At 63.9% G+C, this 17,648-nt stretch carries 16 protein-coding genes; 6 read left to right on the top strand and 10 right to left on the bottom strand.

Annotation, left to right across the window (positions count from 1 at the left end; all coding sequences use genetic code 11):
• Positions 1–301 precede the first annotated feature (301 nt).
• From JQ586_RS19645 to JQ586_RS19635, 3 genes are read right to left on the bottom strand one after another with little or no spacing between them, the layout of a single operon-like run.
• Complete coding sequence (locus JQ586_RS19645) at positions 302–1,243, bottom strand: aldo/keto reductase (protein ID WP_212396255.1); 942 nt, start codon at positions 1,241–1,243, stop codon at positions 302–304.
• 34 nt (positions 1,244–1,277) lie between these two features.
• Positions 1,278–2,771 (bottom strand): DHA2 family efflux MFS transporter permease subunit, encoded by a 1,494-nt coding sequence (locus JQ586_RS19640; protein ID WP_212396254.1) that lies wholly within the window; start codon positions 2,769–2,771, stop codon positions 1,278–1,280.
• Positions 2,768–3,982: an HlyD family secretion protein gene (locus tag JQ586_RS19635; protein ID WP_212396253.1), complete on the bottom strand. Its 1,215-nt coding sequence runs from the start codon at positions 3,980–3,982 to the stop codon at positions 2,768–2,770. Before JQ586_RS19635 ends, JQ586_RS19640 begins: the two co-directional genes overlap by 4 nt.
• Before the next feature lie 45 nt (positions 3,983–4,027).
• Here JQ586_RS19635 and JQ586_RS19630 point away from each other — a divergent pair, with 45 nt between their 5' ends.
• The gene (locus JQ586_RS19630; RefSeq protein WP_312016984.1) at positions 4,028–4,759 is read left to right on the top strand and encodes a TetR/AcrR family transcriptional regulator; all 732 of its coding nucleotides are present in this window, start codon (positions 4,028–4,030) and stop codon (positions 4,757–4,759) included.
• A 540-nt stretch (positions 4,760–5,299) separates the two neighbouring features.
• Here the strand turns inward: JQ586_RS19630 and JQ586_RS19625 are convergent.
• Both JQ586_RS19625 and JQ586_RS19620 read right to left on the bottom strand, forming a co-directional pair.
• Positions 5,300–6,247: a GAF domain-containing protein gene (locus JQ586_RS19625; protein ID WP_249147792.1), complete on the bottom strand. Its 948-nt coding sequence runs from the start codon at positions 6,245–6,247 to the stop codon at positions 5,300–5,302.
• 185 nt (positions 6,248–6,432) lie between these two features.
• Complete coding sequence (locus tag JQ586_RS19620; RefSeq protein WP_212396252.1) at positions 6,433–7,227, bottom strand: class II aldolase/adducin family protein; 795 nt, start codon at positions 7,225–7,227, stop codon at positions 6,433–6,435.
• Positions 7,228–7,403: 176 nt separating this feature from the next.
• Here JQ586_RS19620 and JQ586_RS19615 point away from each other — a divergent pair, with 176 nt between their 5' ends.
• On the top strand, positions 7,404–8,891 hold the full coding sequence (locus JQ586_RS19615; protein WP_212396251.1) for a M81 family metallopeptidase: 1,488 nt from the start codon (positions 7,404–7,406) through the stop codon (positions 8,889–8,891).
• Positions 8,892–8,947: 56 nt separating this feature from the next.
• Here the strand turns inward: JQ586_RS19615 and JQ586_RS19610 are convergent, their stop codons facing one another.
• Positions 8,948–9,220, bottom strand: a complete 273-nt coding sequence (locus tag JQ586_RS19610; protein WP_212396250.1) for a hypothetical protein — start codon at positions 9,218–9,220, stop codon at positions 8,948–8,950.
• 284 nt (positions 9,221–9,504) lie between these two features.
• Here JQ586_RS19610 and JQ586_RS19605 point away from each other — a divergent pair, with 284 nt between their 5' ends.
• Positions 9,505–10,692 (top strand): hypothetical protein, encoded by a 1,188-nt coding sequence (locus JQ586_RS19605; protein WP_212396249.1) that lies wholly within the window; start codon positions 9,505–9,507, stop codon positions 10,690–10,692.
• Between the two features lie 36 nt (positions 10,693–10,728).
• Here the strand turns inward: JQ586_RS19605 and JQ586_RS19600 are convergent, their stop codons facing one another.
• The 4 genes from JQ586_RS19600 to JQ586_RS19585 form a co-directional block, all read right to left on the bottom strand.
• Complete coding sequence (locus tag JQ586_RS19600; protein ID WP_212396248.1) at positions 10,729–11,358, bottom strand: 2-hydroxychromene-2-carboxylate isomerase; 630 nt, start codon at positions 11,356–11,358, stop codon at positions 10,729–10,731.
• Positions 11,359–11,877: 519 nt separating this feature from the next.
• Positions 11,878–13,788: an NAD(P)/FAD-dependent oxidoreductase gene (locus JQ586_RS19595; protein WP_212396247.1), complete on the bottom strand. Its 1,911-nt coding sequence runs from the start codon at positions 13,786–13,788 to the stop codon at positions 11,878–11,880.
• A gap of 9 nt (positions 13,789–13,797) precedes the next feature.
• A complete protein-coding gene (locus JQ586_RS19590; protein ID WP_212396246.1) occupies positions 13,798–14,568 on the bottom strand; it encodes an SDR family NAD(P)-dependent oxidoreductase in 771 nt (256 codons plus the stop codon).
• Entirely contained in the window at positions 14,565–15,209 is a 645-nt protein-coding gene (locus tag JQ586_RS19585; RefSeq protein WP_212396245.1) for a TetR/AcrR family transcriptional regulator, read from the bottom strand. The genes JQ586_RS19590 and JQ586_RS19585 overlap by 4 nt, the downstream gene beginning before the upstream one ends.
• A 304-nt stretch (positions 15,210–15,513) precedes the next feature.
• Here JQ586_RS19585 and JQ586_RS19580 point away from each other — a divergent pair, with 304 nt between their 5' ends.
• From JQ586_RS19580 to JQ586_RS41145, 3 genes are read left to right on the top strand one after another with little or no spacing between them, the layout of a single operon-like run.
• Positions 15,514–16,719, top strand: a complete 1,206-nt coding sequence (locus JQ586_RS19580) for a CaiB/BaiF CoA-transferase family protein (protein WP_212396244.1) — start codon at positions 15,514–15,516, stop codon at positions 16,717–16,719.
• Positions 16,720–16,741: 22 nt separating this feature from the next.
• Positions 16,742–17,518, top strand: coding sequence for an enoyl-CoA hydratase/isomerase family protein (locus tag JQ586_RS19575; protein WP_212396243.1), 777 nt, complete (start codon positions 16,742–16,744; stop codon positions 17,516–17,518).
• Complete coding sequence (locus tag JQ586_RS41145) at positions 17,515–17,646, top strand: hypothetical protein (protein ID WP_283815462.1); 132 nt, start codon at positions 17,515–17,517, stop codon at positions 17,644–17,646. Before JQ586_RS19575 ends, JQ586_RS41145 begins: the two co-directional genes overlap by 4 nt.
• Positions 17,647–17,648: the final 2 nt, after the last annotated feature.

Genomic DNA, 17,648 nt, shown 5'->3' with positions numbered 1-17,648 from the left:
ACGATCACGCCGGCGGCGATAATCTCTTGCATGCTCGAAGCTCTCCAGGTAGACGTGTTTCGTCTAAGTGGGAATTTTGCCCACGTAAAGCCAAAAATCGGGTTCCGGACACGAATGAGGCGGAGTGGGTGATGGTCAAAGCCAACGCAGCGGGAAGGCAGTTTGCAGGCGGTCGTCTTCAACGTCCCGCTCAACGGCTTCGCCGCGGCGCTCGAGCGCACCATCCAGCTCGCAAGCTGACCGGTGCACGCCGAGCGCGGAGTACGCAATGATCCCCGCGGCTCTGCGCCGCCGATCGAACTCATCGCGTCCCGGGAATAAATCCGGGGACGCCGGTCGTCACCACCGAGTTGAACCGGACGTTCGTGGTGATGCGGTCCCGCATCTCCTGCATGGCATCCTCGGGCAGGGCCGAGATGTCAAAGTTCTCCCGGATCCGCGGCGGCTTCGTCGACGTGGTCAGGAAGGCGGTGCCGCGCTGCACGGCCCAGGCCAGCGCGACCTGCGCCGGCGTCTTGTGCACGCGCTGTGCGATCGCAGTGATGACGGCGTCATCGAGCAGCTTCGGCTCCAGGCCATGCCCCAACGGCGCGAACGCCTGCAGCACGATCCCGTGCGTGCGGCAGAATTCGAGCAGCTCCCATTCGGGAAGATACGGGTGGGATTCGACCTGCACCACGGCAGGCTTGATCCGGGCGGCGGCAACGATCTCCCGCAGCTTCTCCAGCGTGATGTCCGACAGGCCGATCGCCCTGGAAAGACCGTCGTCCACAAGGCGCTCCATCGCGTGCCACGTCTCCACCAGAGTGACGGCAGGATCGTAGATCACCTGACCGCGCGCATCCCTCGGGTCCTGCTCGTCGCCGGGTTGGAAGGCAAAAGGCGTGTGGATGAGATAGCAATCGATCTCGTCGAGCTGCAGCCGCCGGAGGCTGGCTTCGAGCGCCGGCTTGACCCGCTCCGGACGGTGGTTGGTGTTCCACAGCTTGGTGGTGACGAACACGTCCTCGCGCCGCACCGTCCCCGCCCTGAACGCGTCCTGCATGCCGTCGCCAACCGCCGTTTCATTGCGGTAGCGCTCGGCACCGTCGAGATGCCGGAATCCCGTCTCCAGCGCCGCCTTGACCGCCTGTCGCGTTGCCAGCGGATCGGGAATCAGCGTGCCAAAACCCACGGCGGGAAGCGCACCGCTTCCGTGGGCAAGAGGAATCCGCGTATCGCGAAGTGTATCTGGTGTCGTCATGGTCATTCTCCCTTGTCGGTCATCTCGGTGGGTATCAGGTCGCGGGCCGTGGTTTGCGGAGAAAGAGCACCAGCGGGCTCACGATCAGCATCGCAAACATCAGGATCTCGAACTGGTCGATGACTGCGACGACGGCCGACTGCTGGGTGACCATGTCATTGAGCGCAGCAAGGCCGGGCGCAGCGATTGAACCTGCGATGTGCGCGACCGCGCGATAGGGCGTGAGGTCCCGTGCGAGCGCGACATGCATGGCCTGGGTGTTGTCGTAGAAGAAGATCTGCACCACGGCGATGCCGATGGTGCTGCCATAGAGGCGCGAGAGATTCAGCAGCGCGCTCCCCTCCGGGCGAAGCTTCGGATCGAGCGTGCCGAACGCGGCCTTGCCAAGCGCGGGAATCAGCATGCCGAGGCCGCCGCCCTGGAGCAGACCGGCTTCGACCACCGGTCGCCAATCCATCGCAGGCGAGTAGCCGAGCATCATCCAGTTGGCGTAGACGACCAGTGCCATTCCGCCCAGCATGAAGTGCCGATAGTCGATTTGCCCCGGAACCAGGCTCGTGATGAGCATCGTCGCCACGAGTGCGACGCCGCGTGGAACGGTCATCAGGCCCGTGGTGTCGACGGGATAGTTGAGCAGCTCCTCCAGCATCGGCGAGGTCAAGGCCAGGGTCGGCAGCAGGACGAAGCCGAGCGCAAAGGAGATCACTGTCGAAAGGACGAGATTGCGGTCCTTGAACAGGCCGGTGCGGAGAAAATGGGTTTTCGTCGTCAGGACGTGCACGATGAAGAGATAGAAGCCGAGAACCGATGCGCTGGCCTCGATCCAGATTTCGGTCGAGGCGAACCATTCCAGGCGTTCGCTGCGGTCGAGCAGCATTTGCAGCCCAATCATGCCGATGGAGAAGGTCACGAGACCGAAGAAGTCGAAGGGCTGGGGCCGCGCGGCGCGCTTCTCGCGCAGCAGCAGTGCCATCGCCAGGAAGATGAAGGCCGTGATCGGAAGGCTGACATGGAAGATCGAGCGCCAGCCGTGATATTCGCTGAGCCAGCCGCCGATGCCGGGTCCGCTGCTGATGCCGAGCAGGAAACACAGGGACCACATCAAGCTGAGCCGCCCATGCCGCGCCGGCGGCTGCACTTCGAGCAGGATCGCGAGCGAGAGCGGGCCGAGCGGACCGCTCGCTGCGCCCTGCAGGATGCGCGCGAGCACGAATTGCAGCGACGTCGTCGCCATCGTGTCGAGCATGAGCCCAAGCGCGAACAAGGCGAGGGAGACCTGATAAACCGCCTTCCGGCCATAGCGCCCCGCCAGCCAGCTCGTCACCGACATCACCACGGCGCTCGCCGCGATATAGGAGGAGAACACCCAGCCGACCTCGTCATTTGCCATCGACAAGGCGCCCTGGATATGCGGCAGGGCCGCATTGGGCAGTGAGATGTTGACGGCCTGCATATAGGTCGCAGTGAGCGCCGCCACCGTGAGCGTGCGATGGCCGCCCATGGCGGCCGATGGGAGGGCCGTGGTCATTTGATCTCCTCCGCGTTCGCGAGTTGCAGCGGATGGTGCCAGTTGCGGCGATAGCCGGTGTCGACCCGCGCAGTCACACTGATGCCGGAGAACAGCGGCCGGTTCGGGTCGACCTCATCGAGCTCGAGACGCACCGGCAGACGCTGCACGACCTTGACCCAGTTCCCCGTTGCGTTCTCGGGCGGCAGCACTGAGAAATCCGACCCGGTGCCCGGGCTCATGCTGACGATGTGGGCCTTCAACGCGTGCCCCGGATAGGCGTCGACGTCGATCGTCGCCTGCTGTCCGGGATGCATGTGGGTCAGCCCGGTTTCGCGGAAGTTGGCCTCGATCCAGATGCGGTGGCTCGACAGCAGCGAGAACACGGGCGCGCCGGGATTGACGAAACCTCCGATTTGCAGGTCGTCGACCCTCGTGACGACGCCATCGTCCGGGGCCCGCACCGTTGCATAGGAGAGATTGAGCCTCGCGCGGTCGAGCTGGGCCCTGGCTGCGCGAACCGTCGGATGGCGATCGATCTCGATGTCGGGATTGCCGTCCAGCGCAGCGACGGTGTTGGCGACCTGCTGCTCGATCGATGCGACGTGTTGACGGGCCACCTTGAGATCCGTGTCGGCGCGATCGAAAGTCGCGCGCGGCGTGAAATCGGAGACGACCAGCGCTTTCTTGCGTTCATACTCGCGCTCGTCATAGGCGGCCGTATCCCTGGCCGACTGCAACTCAGCCTGCTGCTGGCGATAGGTCGCCTTCAGCGCGTCGATCTGAAGACGTGCGGTGCCGAGCTGCGCCTCCGCCTGGTCGACCGCGATCTGATAGGGCTCCGGATCGATGCGGAACAGCACCTGGCCCTGGTGGACGCGCTCATTGTCGTGAACCGCGATTTCGACCGCCTGGCCCGCAACGCGGGCGTTGACGGTGATCTTCGCCGCGCGAACGAACGCGTCGTCGGTCGAGACATAGGGTTCGTCGCTGAAGTACATGGCCGCGCCGAATGCCGCCACCAGGGCCGGCACCCCCCAGATCAGCGGGCGCCGAAGCCGTTCGATGAAGCTCCGTGCGGGCACCGTGGCGTTGCTTTTGGCAGGGGCGCGGTCAATTGCTCCGTCAAAGCTAACGGCCGGGCCTGCTGCGGCCGCGGTCATCGCCGCGCTGCCGCGAAACGCCTTGCGATCGCCTGTCCAGCCGGCGAGCAGCGAGAGATCGAGATGCATGGGGTCCTCCGTCCTATTTTTGTAACGTATCATACAAATATCCGAGTGCAGGAGGGTGATCAAGATACCGGCCTATTGATTTTTGTAACGATATATACAAATATTGGTGAGGACGAAGCAGCGAGGGTTTGCGTTATGGCAGGAAAAAAGCACGAAACGGCACCGGTGCGCCGGGGGCGGCCGCGGGCCTACGACGCCGAGGCGGCGCTGAAGCAGGCGACCGAGACGTTCTGGAAGACCGGTTACTCCGGCACCTCGCTGGACAGCATCGCCGCAGCGACCGGCATGAACCCTCCGAGCCTCTATGCGGCATTCGGCAACAAGCACGCGCTCTATCTCGATGCGCTGGCGCGCTACTGGGAGATCAGCCTGACGGCCACCCGCGAGGCACTCGCCCAGGACCGTCCGCTGGCCGAAGCGCTGATGCTTGCTTTCGACGCCGCGCTGTCGATCTATTTTTCGGGCAAGGGCAGCGCACGGGGCTGTTTCGTGCTCGGGACCGCCGTCGTCGAATCCGTGGAGGACGTCGCGATCCGGACCAGCGTCGCGCGCGGGCTGCGCGCAATCGACGCCGATTTCGAAGCCCGCTTCCGCACGGCGCGTGAGCGGGGAGAACTGAAGCCCGGTGCCGATCCCGAGGCGCTTGCGGTCCTGGCCTCAGCCACAATGCACAGCATCGCGATCCGCGCTCGCGCCGGGGCTCGCCGCGCCGAACTGAGGGAAGTTGCGCGAAAGGCGGTGAGTGCCATCTGCGGCTGCCCTGTCGAGGCGAACTGACCCGCAGTGACGTCGGGCAACCCTGCCTTCCCGTGACCGCACCTGCGACAAATCAACCCGACGGGCAAACAGCGCTTTCACCGTCGGGCAAATCAGATGTTCAATTCCGCGCGTCTCACCCGATTGAGGGGCGGCTCGCGATCGTCACGAACGTGGTGTGGGATGCGGTGGACGCCGAGCGTGCGACTGACGAGGGCATGCGAGGCGGACGGCGAAGTCGTGTGGTCCTGACGCCCCAGTGGCAGGTGTCTTTTCGCTTGGCGCCAATGTGCGCCTTGCGAAGACGGTGACAAAAAAGCCCGGTCTCGCCGGGGAGAACACGAAATAAGCCGTAGCCCATCGCGCAGGGAAGGCCGGGATGTTCCCGGTTACACCTGTGGTCCTACCCCCGAGCTATCTTTGTTGCTCGGGGCCCATGGGTGCGATCGGCACCCGGCTTTCCCTGCGCCCTCTGATCAAGAGAGGGCGAAACGAAGAGCAAGGCTCGGGCAAATCATGCCGCGAGAACGAGGACGCGCGTTTGGCGTCCACTCGGCCCGATCAGAGATACCAGGCCAGCACCGCCTTGAGGCGGACGTTGTCGATCACCGGCAGCGCGACGGCCTGAGTCATGCCGGAGGCACGCGCCATTGCAGCCGCAATCGAGCCACCCTGCTTCAGATGTTCGTTCAGCGCGGGCATGCCGGTCGCCCAGGCGCCGCCGATGCTGCCTTCGCCGCGGCGGATCGTCTTGCCTGCATAGAGCGCGTCGAGATCGGCGTGATCGCTGCATTCGCCGGAATGGAACACGAGCGCCGACCGCGCCTCGTCCGGCACCCAGATCTCGAACCGGCGCGCGATCGGCGTTGCCGCGGCCGACAGCAATGTCACGACCCAGGTCTGGTCGCCGACCGGATAGGGGATGCCGACGCCGCAATCGATGCCGATCTCGGACGCTTCTTCCCGACGCAGGAATCCCCTGGAATTGTCCAGGTCCTTGATGATCAGCGGCGCGCCGGCCTTCCAGGTCCGGCCGGGCAGGCCGAAACCGCGCGCAAACCTGGTGTGGCGCGAGTTGAACTCGAACTTGTCCGCGGTGCCGTAATAGCCGTCGACCAGCGCCATCTCGTGGGATTTGTCGGGATCGTTGTGCCAGAGCTCGATTGCGCCGATATGTTTCGCATCGTCGCCGCAGAGCAGCACCAACACGGCCGTCAGGAATTCGCCGGCCAGCACAGGCAGCGCGACAGCGCAGGTCAGGCCGGCTTCGATCGCTTCGTCGGCGCGCTTGAAAGTGGAGTTGGCGAGCCTGGTCAGGATGACCGGATGACCGCTCGCCCAGGCCTTGCCGGGAAGGCCCTCGTCATAGGCGCACAGCGCATTCTCGCTGACCGTCCTGAACTCCGTGAATTCGGCGCCGCACAGGCTGCCACCGAATTCCAGTTGCGTCCGCGTGCGGTCGGGCACCCACAGTTCAACAACGCGAATGAAGCTCTTCATCGCAGGCATCTGCCGTCTCGCCGATGGCTAAGGCGCAGATCGCGCTTTAGCTTCCTGTTTGAGCATGGTCATTTCGGAAAACCGCTTCACGCGTTTCCGCATCATGCTGCAGCATCGGCGATCTCACGACAAAACGTGCGCTCAAATAGCGGGCAAGCGGCGCCCAAAGTTGATGCGGATGCGCGATTTCGGTCTCAGTCCCGATACGACGGGTCGGCGCGATCGAGCTTGCGCAGCAGTGCCGGCCAGGCAAGCTCGCCATTGCGCGCGGCGCGGCCGGATTTCGGCAGCATCCGGTCATAGGTGTCTTCGAGGATTTTTTGCGGGGGATAGATCAGCTTGGTGTTGCAGGACAGGGCCATCACCTGGGTCTGGCAGGCGCGTTCGAGGCGGAACAGCACGTTGAAGGCGGCGGGCACGGTGCGGCCGACGACCAGCAGGCCATGATTGCGCAGGATCATCGCCTCGTGATCGCCGAGGTCGCGTACCAGCCGCTCTCGCTCGTCGATATTGTCGGCGATGCCCTCGAAGTCGTGATAGGCGATGTGCAGGAAGCGCATCGAGGTCTGCGCGATCGGCAGCAAGCCGCACTCCATCGCCGACACCGCCATGCCGGCCGGCGTGTGGGTGTGCGCGACGCAGTCGATGTCGTGCTTGGCCATGTGGATGGCGCTGTGAATGACGAAGCCGGCGACATTGACGTCATAGTCGGACGCGTTGAACACCGTATTGCCGTTGACGTCGACCTTGATCAGCGAGGAGGCGTCGATCTCCTCGTAGAGCATGCCGTAGGGATTGATCAGGAACTGGTCCGTGGTGCCGGGGACGCGGCAGGAGATGTGGTTGGCGATCATCTCGGTCATGCCGTACATCGCCGTCAGCCGATAGCAGGCGGCGAGATCGACGCGGGCCTGCCATTCCTCCGCACTCACCTGGTCGCGAACCGATTTGACGACCTTGATCGCGGGCGAGGTGACTGGCGGGTTCATGGCGTTCGCTCCTGGAGAAATGGATGTATCGTTGCCGTGCAGGATAGCAGAATCCGCGAGGCGACGAGGCGCGCGGCATCGGCTTATTTGCAGGTCTGGCGGGCAAAATCCGAATGCGGCATTGGCCTGCGATGGCTTCGATGCCAGTATGCCGGAAAAGCGCCGAGGGCCTGTAAATGAGCGATCGCAAGATACGTATCGCCGTCCTGCAATTCTCCCACGAAACCGTCTCCTTCCTGCCGAACGAGACCACGCTCGACGACTTCATCTATCCGGGCTCGCCGGCCAAGGGCGAGGCGCTGCTGCGCCACGATCCCGGAAACTACATGGGCGGCTTCGTGAAGGTGGCGCGTGAGTTTTCCGAGGTCGAATTGACCGGCATCGAATCCCCGCTATGGCCGAAGACCGGCACCGGATCAGGCTGGATCACCGAGGAGGCCTATCGGACGTTCGTCGGCAGGATGATCACGGGCCTGAAGGAAGCGGGGCCGTTCGACGGTGTCTATCTGTGCCTGCATGGTGCGATGGCGGTGCGCGGCGTGCCGCGTCCCGAGGCCGATCTGGCGCGGCAGGTTCGCGAGGTGGTCGGCCGCGATGCCTTCATCGCCGCGACCTTCGATCTCCACGGCAACGAGGACGAGGCGTTCCTCGAGCAGGCAGACATGGCATTCGCGGTGAAATACTTCCCGCACTATGACGCCCATCTGCAGGGCGAGCGCGCCGCGCGCACGCTGGTGCGGGCGATCCGCGGCGACTACAGGCCCACCCACCAGACCATCAAGGTTCCCGTGATCTCGCCGACCGTGCTGCAATGGACCGGGGCGCGGCCATGGATGGATCTCGTGCAGCGGGCACTGGTGTGGGAAGCCCGTGAGGTCGATGTCTACTGCAACATCTACTTCGGCTTCCCGTTCGCCGATGTGCCCGACGTCGGCATGACCGTGCAGGTGCTGACCAACGACAATCCAAAACTCGCCGAGCAGGTGGCGCGCGACCTCGCTGCCACCATCTGGCGGCTGCGCGACGCGCTGCTGCAATCGACGAAGCTGCACAGCATCACCGAGGGCGTCGCGCTGGCGAAGCAGGCGGTCGCCAGCGGCAACGCACCGGTGGTGCTGGCCGATCACAGCGACCGTTCGGGATCGGCGACCTGGCTGTTGCGCGAGATCATCGCTCAGGATCTCGCCAACACGGTGATCGCGACCATTGCGGACAAGGATGCGACCGCGCGTCTGAAGGCATCGGGCGCCAAGGCCGGCGATGCCTTCGACATGGAGATCGGCGGTCTCGCCGACGAGTCGGCCGGCGAACCGGTGCGGATCCAGGGCACGATTGCCGCCGCGGGCGAGGGCTATGGGCAGTTCTGGGTCTGCGTGCGCTTCGGCCGCAACAACGCGCTGATCCTCTCCACCTACCTGGTGCAGATCATGGAACCGTTCTCGCTGAAGACGCTGGTGCCCGATATCGCCGATATGCAGGTGATGGCGATCAAGTCACGGGTGCATTTCCGCCGCGGCTTCGACGACAACGGCTTTGACAGGACGATCCTGCTGGTCGAACCGGAGCAACCGTTTCTCGGTACGACGCGCCTCGACAAGCTGCCTTATGAGAATGTCGACCTCGCGCGGTTTTATCCTTACGGCAAACCGGAGTTCTCGGCGTGACGGCCCGATCCCGCCGGCAGATCGCCAGGATCGCAATCAAGGCCGCACTCAAGCGATCAGCTCCTCGGGAAATCCTTGCGCATGGCGATCTCGGCCGCATCGCCGGGGGACAGGACGTTGCTGTCGAACGCAACCTGCCGCTCCGTGACGATGTCGTAGAGCGAGATCTGCCTGATCGGCTTGGCCAGCAACAGGCGGATGCAGTCCGCCAGGGTGCCGTTGTAGACGAGATAGGGCGTCTTGCTCGTCACCCGCTCATTCCTGAGAGAAGGCCACTTCTTCAGGTCGGCCGGCGCATCATACGCAATCGGGAGGCTTTCCTTGAACATGGGCCGGATCCCGGAGGTCTCATCGCCGGCGAGGCTAGCCAAAGAGGGTAAACAGATTCCAAACGGCGGAAACGAGCGCTTTCAATTGCAACTACAGGATGTTATCAAGGTGTGATACATGCGAAACCGGATCTGGATTGAGCATTTCGGCAGCACTGGATTTTTCAACGACTGACCGGTCCGGGCCCAGTTGAGAATGCCGCGACACTGGATTTGCGACACTGGATTTGCCCGAACCGATCGCCTGCTTGCAGGCCCCGTCCACATTGCAGCGGGAGATACCGATGAGCGACAGCGACAAACTGAACCGGCGTGACTTCATCGCGACCACGGCGGGGGCGACCACCGTGCTGGCCGCCGGCACATCGATCGCCGCGGCACAGCAGGCCGATACGCTTGGTCCCGGTTTCGATCAGCAGGACCCGCTCAACCACTACTGGACCAGGCCGCTCGGCGAGCTCGTTCACGTCGACTACAGCCTGGATGCGAAGGAGCTGGAGCGGCCGGAAAGCCAGGAGCGTCACCGCATCTACAGCTATCTCCTGATGAAGCTGATCCTGCGCTTCTGGAACGGCAACAAGAACGGCCCGATCGGCAGCTATCCGCAGCGCGCGAGGCAGCTCGACCCGGCCGCGCCCAATCGCTACCGCGGCGATCTCAACGAGCGCGATGACCGCAGCCATATGGCATGGGATCGCTATCTCGGCCACAACATCGCCTGCGTCGCGGTCGACGGCCTCGGCCATATCATCGATTTCGACTTCAACCACAATGCGTTCTTCCGCAGCTCGGCCGAGCACGCGGAATCGCGGCTGGTACGACGGCTGTTCAGCCTGACCGACATCTTCGACAGCTGGAAGACCGGGCCGCATGTCGAGGCCAGGCCGCACGCCGCGCTGCTCAGCGAAGTCACGCTCTACACCTCGCTGGAATCCTGCGCGCAGTGCTCGGGCGTGATGTCGCTCGCCGGCGTGAAGCAGATCGTCTACATGCAGAATGACTTCACCGCCTACAAGATCGGCAACATCATGTACAATCTCGCCAACCGCACGCCGATCAAGGACAAGGCCGGCAACCCGGCCGGAAGCGTCGCGGGGGCTCCGGTGCCGATTCCGGCATCGAAGGTCGGGATCGCCGAGTTCGACCGGCTGAACCAGGGCAATCTCGACTTCATCAAGACGATGAACGATGGCAGCGAGCCTTTCTTCCGCTCGGCCAACGTCACCGACCGTGATCCGTCGATCACCTCGTTCCTGTGCACCGACGCGGCCTACGACATCTTCCGGACAGGCGCGGCCAATCTCGACAGCCTTCAGCTCCAGTTCGGCAATTACCGGTTTCCGGTGCAGGATCCGTTGCCCGACGATCCGGCCGAGCGCGCGCTGACCAACGAGGAGTGCCTCGCCGAAGCGCGCAAGTTCTTCGAATATGTCGACATAGAAGGTTATCGCGGATCGCCGCACAAGCTGTGAGGCGACAGGCGGCGGTTGCGTTCGGTGCAGATGAATCTACTTCCGGTGCCTGCTTCCGAGCGCGCTCGCGATCGTTTCCGGATGCTCGATCCGCGCGATCAGCATGTCGATGCGGTCACCGCCCCAGAACAGCTCGCCGTTGAACACCATGCTGGGGACACCGAACACGCCGAGTGCCTCGGCCTCGTCGATGATGCGGTCGTGGTCGGCGCGCGCAGGGCCGCGAACATAGGCTTCGAAGTCATTGGCCGAGCCGCCGATTGCGGCGATCACACCGGCAATCTCGGAAAGGTCGTCGATCTCGATCTCGTGGTTCCAGAACCGACGGAACACCGTGTCGTGATAGGGACGGAACAGGCCGTGACGCTGGCAGAACAGCATCCCGGCGCTGGAATAGAACGCATCGTAGATTCGGCGCGGTCCCTTCAGGACGAGGTCTTGTGCATTGGCGAAGCGCCGCGCGTCCATATAGAGATAGCGCACCTTGCGCCAGAAATGCGGCGTGCGCTCTTCGACCGTGCCCATGAATTCGGGAATGCGCAGGGTGTAAGGCAGCCACTCGAGCTCGACGCCGTGTGTCTCCTCGAGCTCGAACAGGCGCCTGTTGGCGACGTAGGCATACGGACTCTTGTAGTCCGTGTAGATGCGCACCCTCGGCTTTTCCATGCTCGATCCTCACCCGGCCCGGACGATTGTCTCCGATCCGTCGGCGCGGCGCAATGCGGGGTGACGAACTGCGTGGAGAAGTCAAACGAATGGGCCCCGGTGCATCTGTGGCATCGCGGGGCCCTGTTGCTTCGTTTTAGCGAAGGATATCTGGTACACACCAGTAGGGTTTCGGGACCGAAAAGCGCTTGGCCTTTGCGCTCTTGTCCTGCGGATAGGTATGGATTTTTAGACGGCGCAATGTGGCTAGCAGCTGCGGTTCGCCTCAATTTGCGTCGAGACCTTGCCGCTGAGCAAGGTCACTGGCTTGTGCCGGTGGCGTCATGCTCCTCTCCAAGAGTGGGCCCGACGGACATCTGTCCGCCCTGCTGCGTGCCGGCCGACCATATGATCCGCCGTCAATTCCCGCGACGCCTGGAGCAAGCGCTCCAGCACCCCAACAGGTGCAGTCGGCGAAATGCTGCGGCAGATATGGTGTCCTGTCAAGTTAGCGAAGCTGCCGTATCTCGCCGGTTCCCATCATACCTTGGTCCGGCGATACCGGCTGAGATCGGGGTCGTGGGTCATTTTCCAGTAGTCGACGAAGCGCCAAGGCATCGCCGAGAACACCCGGCCGCTTCCGTTGCGATAGTAGGTCGTCATGCCCGGATGCGTCCAGATCAGTTGCTCGTGCTCGGCATCGACGTCGCGGATGTATTGATCGTGTGCGTCGGGATGAACGTCGATCGCGGCGATGTCGTGCTCGATCATCTCGACCAGGCATGCCGAGATGTAGCGGCTCTGGCATTCCGACTGAAAGATCACGCTGCCGCCATGAGCGGGACCCGAGTTGGGCCCGAGCATCAGGAAGAGGTTGGGGAAATCCGGCACGGTGAGACCGAGATAGGCAGTCGGATTGTCCTTGCTCCAGACCTGCTTCAGATTCTTGCCATCGCGTCCGGTGATGTTGAGCCGCGCCGCCATCTCGGAGACCTTGAAGCCGGTCGAGATCACGACGATGTCGTGCCGGCGCAGCTTGCCATCAACGCTGACGATGCCTTCGGGAGCAAAGCGCTCGATTGCGTCGGTCACCAGCTCGACATTCGGCCTGGTCAGCGTCCTGAACCAGTTGTTGTCGAGCAGGATGCGCTTGCCGTAGGGCGGATAGGTCGGCACGCACTTCTCGATCAAATCAGGACGGCCCTTCAGCTCCGACAGGATGAAGTCGGTCAGCTCCTGGCGATGCCGGTCGTTACCCTTGTTGACGGCGCGCTCCGGATGCGGCCAGGCCGGGTCCTTGCGCAGGAACGGCAGCAATCCATCGCCGTAGCGCCAGAACATGTTGAAGCGGTACCACTGCACATAGAACGGCAGGTGCGCCAGGAGCCACTGCGCGCCCTCGGTGATCGGATCGGAATAGCCCTGCACCGGCCGCGCCCATTGCGCGGTGCGCTGGTAGACGGTGATGGATGCAACGCGATCGGCGATCGACGGCACCAGCTGCATTGCGGTGGCACCGGTGCCGATCACGGCGACATGCTTGCCATCGAGTTCGATGTCGTCGGACCATCGCGCAGAGTGGATCCTCAGGCCCCTGAAATCCTCGTCGCGCTTGAAGCGGGCAGGCGAGGGGTCATTGAGCTGGCCGATCGCACTGACCAGCGTGGTCGACTCGAAGCTCTCTTCGCCGTCCTTCGTCCTGAGCGTCGATATCCAGCGCCGCTTGGCTTCGTCCCAGCGCGAGGCGACGAGCTCCGTGTCGAGGCGGACATGTTTTCGGATGTCGTATTCGTGCACCACCCTGAGCAGGTACTCCAGCAGCTCCTGGCGTTGTGCGAAATAGCGCGTCCATGGATTGCGCGCGCCAAAGGAAAAGGAATAGGAGTGGTTCGGCGTATCGACGCCGCAGCCCGGATAGCGATTGACGTACCAGGTGCCGCCGATCTCGGCTTGCTTCTCGACGATCGTGTAGGGAATGCCGAGCCGTCCGAGCGCGACACCGAGCGCGATCGCGCAGACGCCGGCGCCGACGATCAGGACATGCTGCTGCGCCAGCCTCTCGTCGGAGGGGCGCTTGCGCCAACGCGCGTCGCGCGGGATGAAGCTCATTTCTTCCCGCATCAAGGGCGCATATTCCGGCGCGACGTTTTCGCCAAGGGTCGCGCGCATCATCCGCAGCATCAGCTCGTCGCCGGGATCGGAGATGGCCGGCTTCGGCGCTCCATTCGCGAACAGGTTCAGCACAGCGGTGCGAATCTCGTCCTGGATCTCCTGCGGCACGCCGGCGTTCGGGTCGGGGATCAGGCGGACGTCGCGCCTCGGCTTGTAGGGTGGTTCCAGCCACTTCTCGTCGCCGGTCATGTGAACCAGAACCATCAGCAGCACGCGGATGTCGCCTTCTGCGATGGCGGAGGGCAGATCGAGGGTCTTGCGCGGGAGCTCGATATTCATCGGTGGTCCTCAGCTGGCCGGCGCGTCAGGCAGGCCGCCATAGGCGGCCCATGTGGTGCCCGCGATGTAGCCGGCATCGACGGGCAGATTGATGCCAGTCACGCCGCTGCTTGCCGGCGACAACAGCCAGGCGATCGCCTGCGCCACCTCCATCGGCTCGACCAGCCGGTTCATGGCGGTCGGGCGCGCCAGCAGGTCCTTGTTGAGGGCACCCGACGCGATGCCGGCTTCGAGCGCCGCGGTGCGGGTGAAGCCGGGCGACACCGCATTGACGCGAACGCCGACGCGGCCCCATTCGGCGGCAAGCGTCTGCGTGATCTGGATGACGCCGGCCTTCGCCGCGGTGTAGGCGTGGATCGGGCCGGACGTCATGCCGGCCACCGAGGCGACGTTGACGATCGCACCATGCCGCCGCTTCGCCATGGCGATGCCGGCGCTGCGCGCGACCAGGAACGTGCCGCGCAGATCGATGTTGATCTCGCGGTCCCATTGCTCCATCCGCACCCGCTCGATCGTATGCATCTTGCCGAACACGCCGGCGGCGTTGACAAGGCCGGTAATCGGGCCATGGGCCTTCTCGATATCGGCCACGCCGGTCGCCACGGCGCTTTCGCTCGCGACGTCGAACGGCGCGGGCCAAAGGATGGTGTTGGTTCCGACCAGCGGTTCGGGGGCGATATCGACGATGACCACGCGATGGCCGTGATCGGAGAGCAGCGTCGCGGTCGCCGCCCCAATGCCGCGGCTGCCACCGGTGACAAGGATGGTTCCGTCGCTCATGATTTTGTTTCCTCGTCGGGGACGTTGAACAGGCCGTGCGTGACCAGCTTCCGGTAGGCCGAGATGACGTGGTCGGGTACTGCCGTCACGCCGTGCTCGGAATAGGAGTAGCGACGGCTCAGATAGCCGCGTGCACCCATCAACACCTGGACGATGGCCTCGAACTCCTCGTCGCTGAAGGTGCTGGTGGCTCCCGCGGCTCGCGCACGCTGGAGGATCCGGAGATAGGCGCTCGAGATGTTGTCGAAGTGCTTCTGGTACCCAGCCGGCGCAAAGAATTCGGCCTCGTTGAGGATACGCAAGAACTCGGGCACCTCGCGGATGAAGTCGAAGAAGGCGCTGAAGCGCTCGATTTCCTGGCGCGCCTCGTCTGCGGTGCCGGTTCGTGCGCGGATGAAGTGGACCATGTCGAGGCCGATCTTCGGCAGCAACTGGTCGAGCAGTTCCTGGCGGTTCTCGAAATGATTGTAGAACGTGCCTTGGGCGACGCCGGCGACCTCGGTGATGCGCGCGACCGAGGCTTCGGCATAACCGTATTTGCCGACGACCTTGGTCGCGGCGTCGAAGATCTTCTGCTTGGTCCAGGCGTTGCGCTCGACGCGGTTGAGCTTCGTCACCTTGGCAGATGTTGCCTGCGTCATTTGGTGGCCTCGGTTTCGGAAGGATCGATCGGACTGCCGCTCGCAGGACCGGCTTCCGGCGTCATTCATGAACTATGACTCATAGTTCATATTTCGCTTGACGTCACCCCCTCGCTCTGAAAACCTTGCGGCCGGGGAAAACGGAGGCGCTGCGGTCGGCGCCGTAGCATGTCCGTGAACCCGCCGACGGCTATCGACGAGGGGCGGATCGTCTACACATCCTCCATCGAAGAGTTGAAAACCAAAGAGAACATCCCGCAGCGCTTTCCGGCGCCGCGACGCTCTTCGAGAGTGGGGAGGAAACATGGCGGGCGAACGCAAGCTGACGCCGACGCATGAAGCGCCCTATCGGGGCCTGAAGGTGCTCGACTTCGGGCAGGGGATCGCCTCGCCCTATTGTGCGATGCTGCTCGGGGTCTACGGCGCCGACGTCATCAAGGTCGAGCCGCCGGAAGGTGATTGGTCGCGCTATCTCGGGACGACGTACGGCAACCACACCACACTGTCGGCGGTCTATAACCGCGGCAAGCGCAGCCTGTGTCTCGACATCAAGCACAAGGACGGGATCGCGATCGCCCAGGGGTTGGCGAAGAACGCGGATGTTCTGATCGAAGGTTTTCGGCCCGGCGTCGCCGAGCGGCTCGGGCTCGGCTATGAGAGCCTGTCGCGGGACAATCCTGGTCTCGTCTACCTCTCCGTCAGCGGCTTCGGCCAGAGCGGGCCCTATGCCAAGCGACCGGGCTCGGACTCGGTCGCGCAGGCCTTCTCGGGACTGGTTTCGGTCAATCTCGGCACCGACGGCGTGCCGCATCGCGTCGGCACCACCATCTCCGATGTCGTCACTGGCGTCTACGCGTTCCAGGCGATCGCGACGACCCTGTTCGCGCGCGCGACCGTGGGCACCGGCCGCTGGATCGACGTCAATCTCTGCCAGTCGACGGCGGCATTGCTCGGACACAAGGTCGCCGAGTTCATTCTCGAGGGCGGCGCGCCGCGCGCGCTCAACGTGCCGGCCGGCACCTACCAGACCCAGGACGGCTGGATGATGGTGACCCTGGTGAACGAGCCGCAATACAAGCGCCTGTGTGCTGCGATCGGCCGCGACGATCTCGCCAGCGATCCGCGCTTTGCCGATTTCGCCCGCCGCGCCGATGCCGCCGACGCGCTGATCCCGCAGTTGCGCGAGATCTTCCCGACTCTGTCGACGGAGGCCTGGCTGAGCCGACTGCACGCGGCTGATATCATCGCGGAACGGATCCTCAATCCAGGCGAATGGCTGCGCAACGCCCATGTCGCGGCAACCAATGCCTCCGTATGCCAGGAGACACCCGGCGTCGGACCGGTCTACACGCCGCGGACGCCCGGGATCGCAAGCCTGTCGGAGGATCGGCTCTGTCCCGCGCCGGACGTTGGACAGGATAGCTATGACGTCCTGACGGAAGCGGGCTTTGATCGCGCGGCGATCGACGGACTCGTGCAATGCGGCGCCGTGCGTCAGGCCAAGAGATAAGCAAGAGAGAGGAGGCAAGCTCATGAGCGCGGACCTCGTTCGCTATTCGGTCTCGAACCAGATCGCCGAAATCATGCTGGATCGCGCGCCGGTCAACGCACTCAGCATTCCGCTGATTGACGCCTTGCTGGCGGCGCTGGCCAGGGCGCGCGACGACAAGACCGTGCGCGCCGTCATTGTCGGCAGCGCGCACAAGGTGTTTTGTGCGGGCCTTGACCTCGACATCGTGAGGGGAAAGCCCGCGATCGAGACCAAGACATTCCTCGAGCGGCTGTACTTTGCGCTGAACGACACCCAGTACCGGATGGGCAAACCGACCATCGCGGCCATCGACGGTGCGGTGCGAGCCGGCGGCATGACCATCGCGATCTCCTGCGACATGATCGTCGCGGGCGACGCTTCGACCTTCGGCTATCCCGAGATCGATGTCGGCCTGATCCCGGCGATTCATTTCGTGCAGTTGCCGCGGCTGGTCGGAAAGCATCAGGCCTTCGGTCCGCTGTTCCTCGGCGAACCCTTCGATGCGGCGACCGCCTATCGCATGGGGCTGCTGAGCGAAGTGGTGCCGAAGGGCACGGCGCTCGATCGTGCGCGGGAGATCGCCGGCAAGTTCGCGGCGAAATCGCCGATCGTGATGAAGATCGGTCGCGACGCTTTCATGCGTGCGGTCGATGCCGATTTTCGACGCTCGGTCGAGAACACCGCCGAGAGCTTCGTGGTGGTCGCCTCGACCGAGGATTGTCAGGAAGGGCTCAATGCGTTCGTCGAGAAGCGGGCGCCAAACTACAAGGGGCGATGATGGTTGGATCATATTTCGAGGAGTCCGAGGTCGGGCAGGAGTTCGAGCGCACCATGGCCAACCAGGGCGGCGGGGTGGTGACGAACTGCCGGCGCACCGGCCTGATGCCCTGCAAGTTGAAGGCGTAAAC

Origin of the sequence: Bradyrhizobium jicamae (assembly GCF_018130215.1) — a bacterium.
Taxonomy (GTDB): Bacteria; Pseudomonadota; Alphaproteobacteria; order Rhizobiales; family Xanthobacteraceae; genus Bradyrhizobium; species Bradyrhizobium jicamae_A.
The sequence above is the reverse complement of the archived record's forward strand: the minus strand, read 5'-3'. Positions and strand labels throughout refer to the sequence as shown.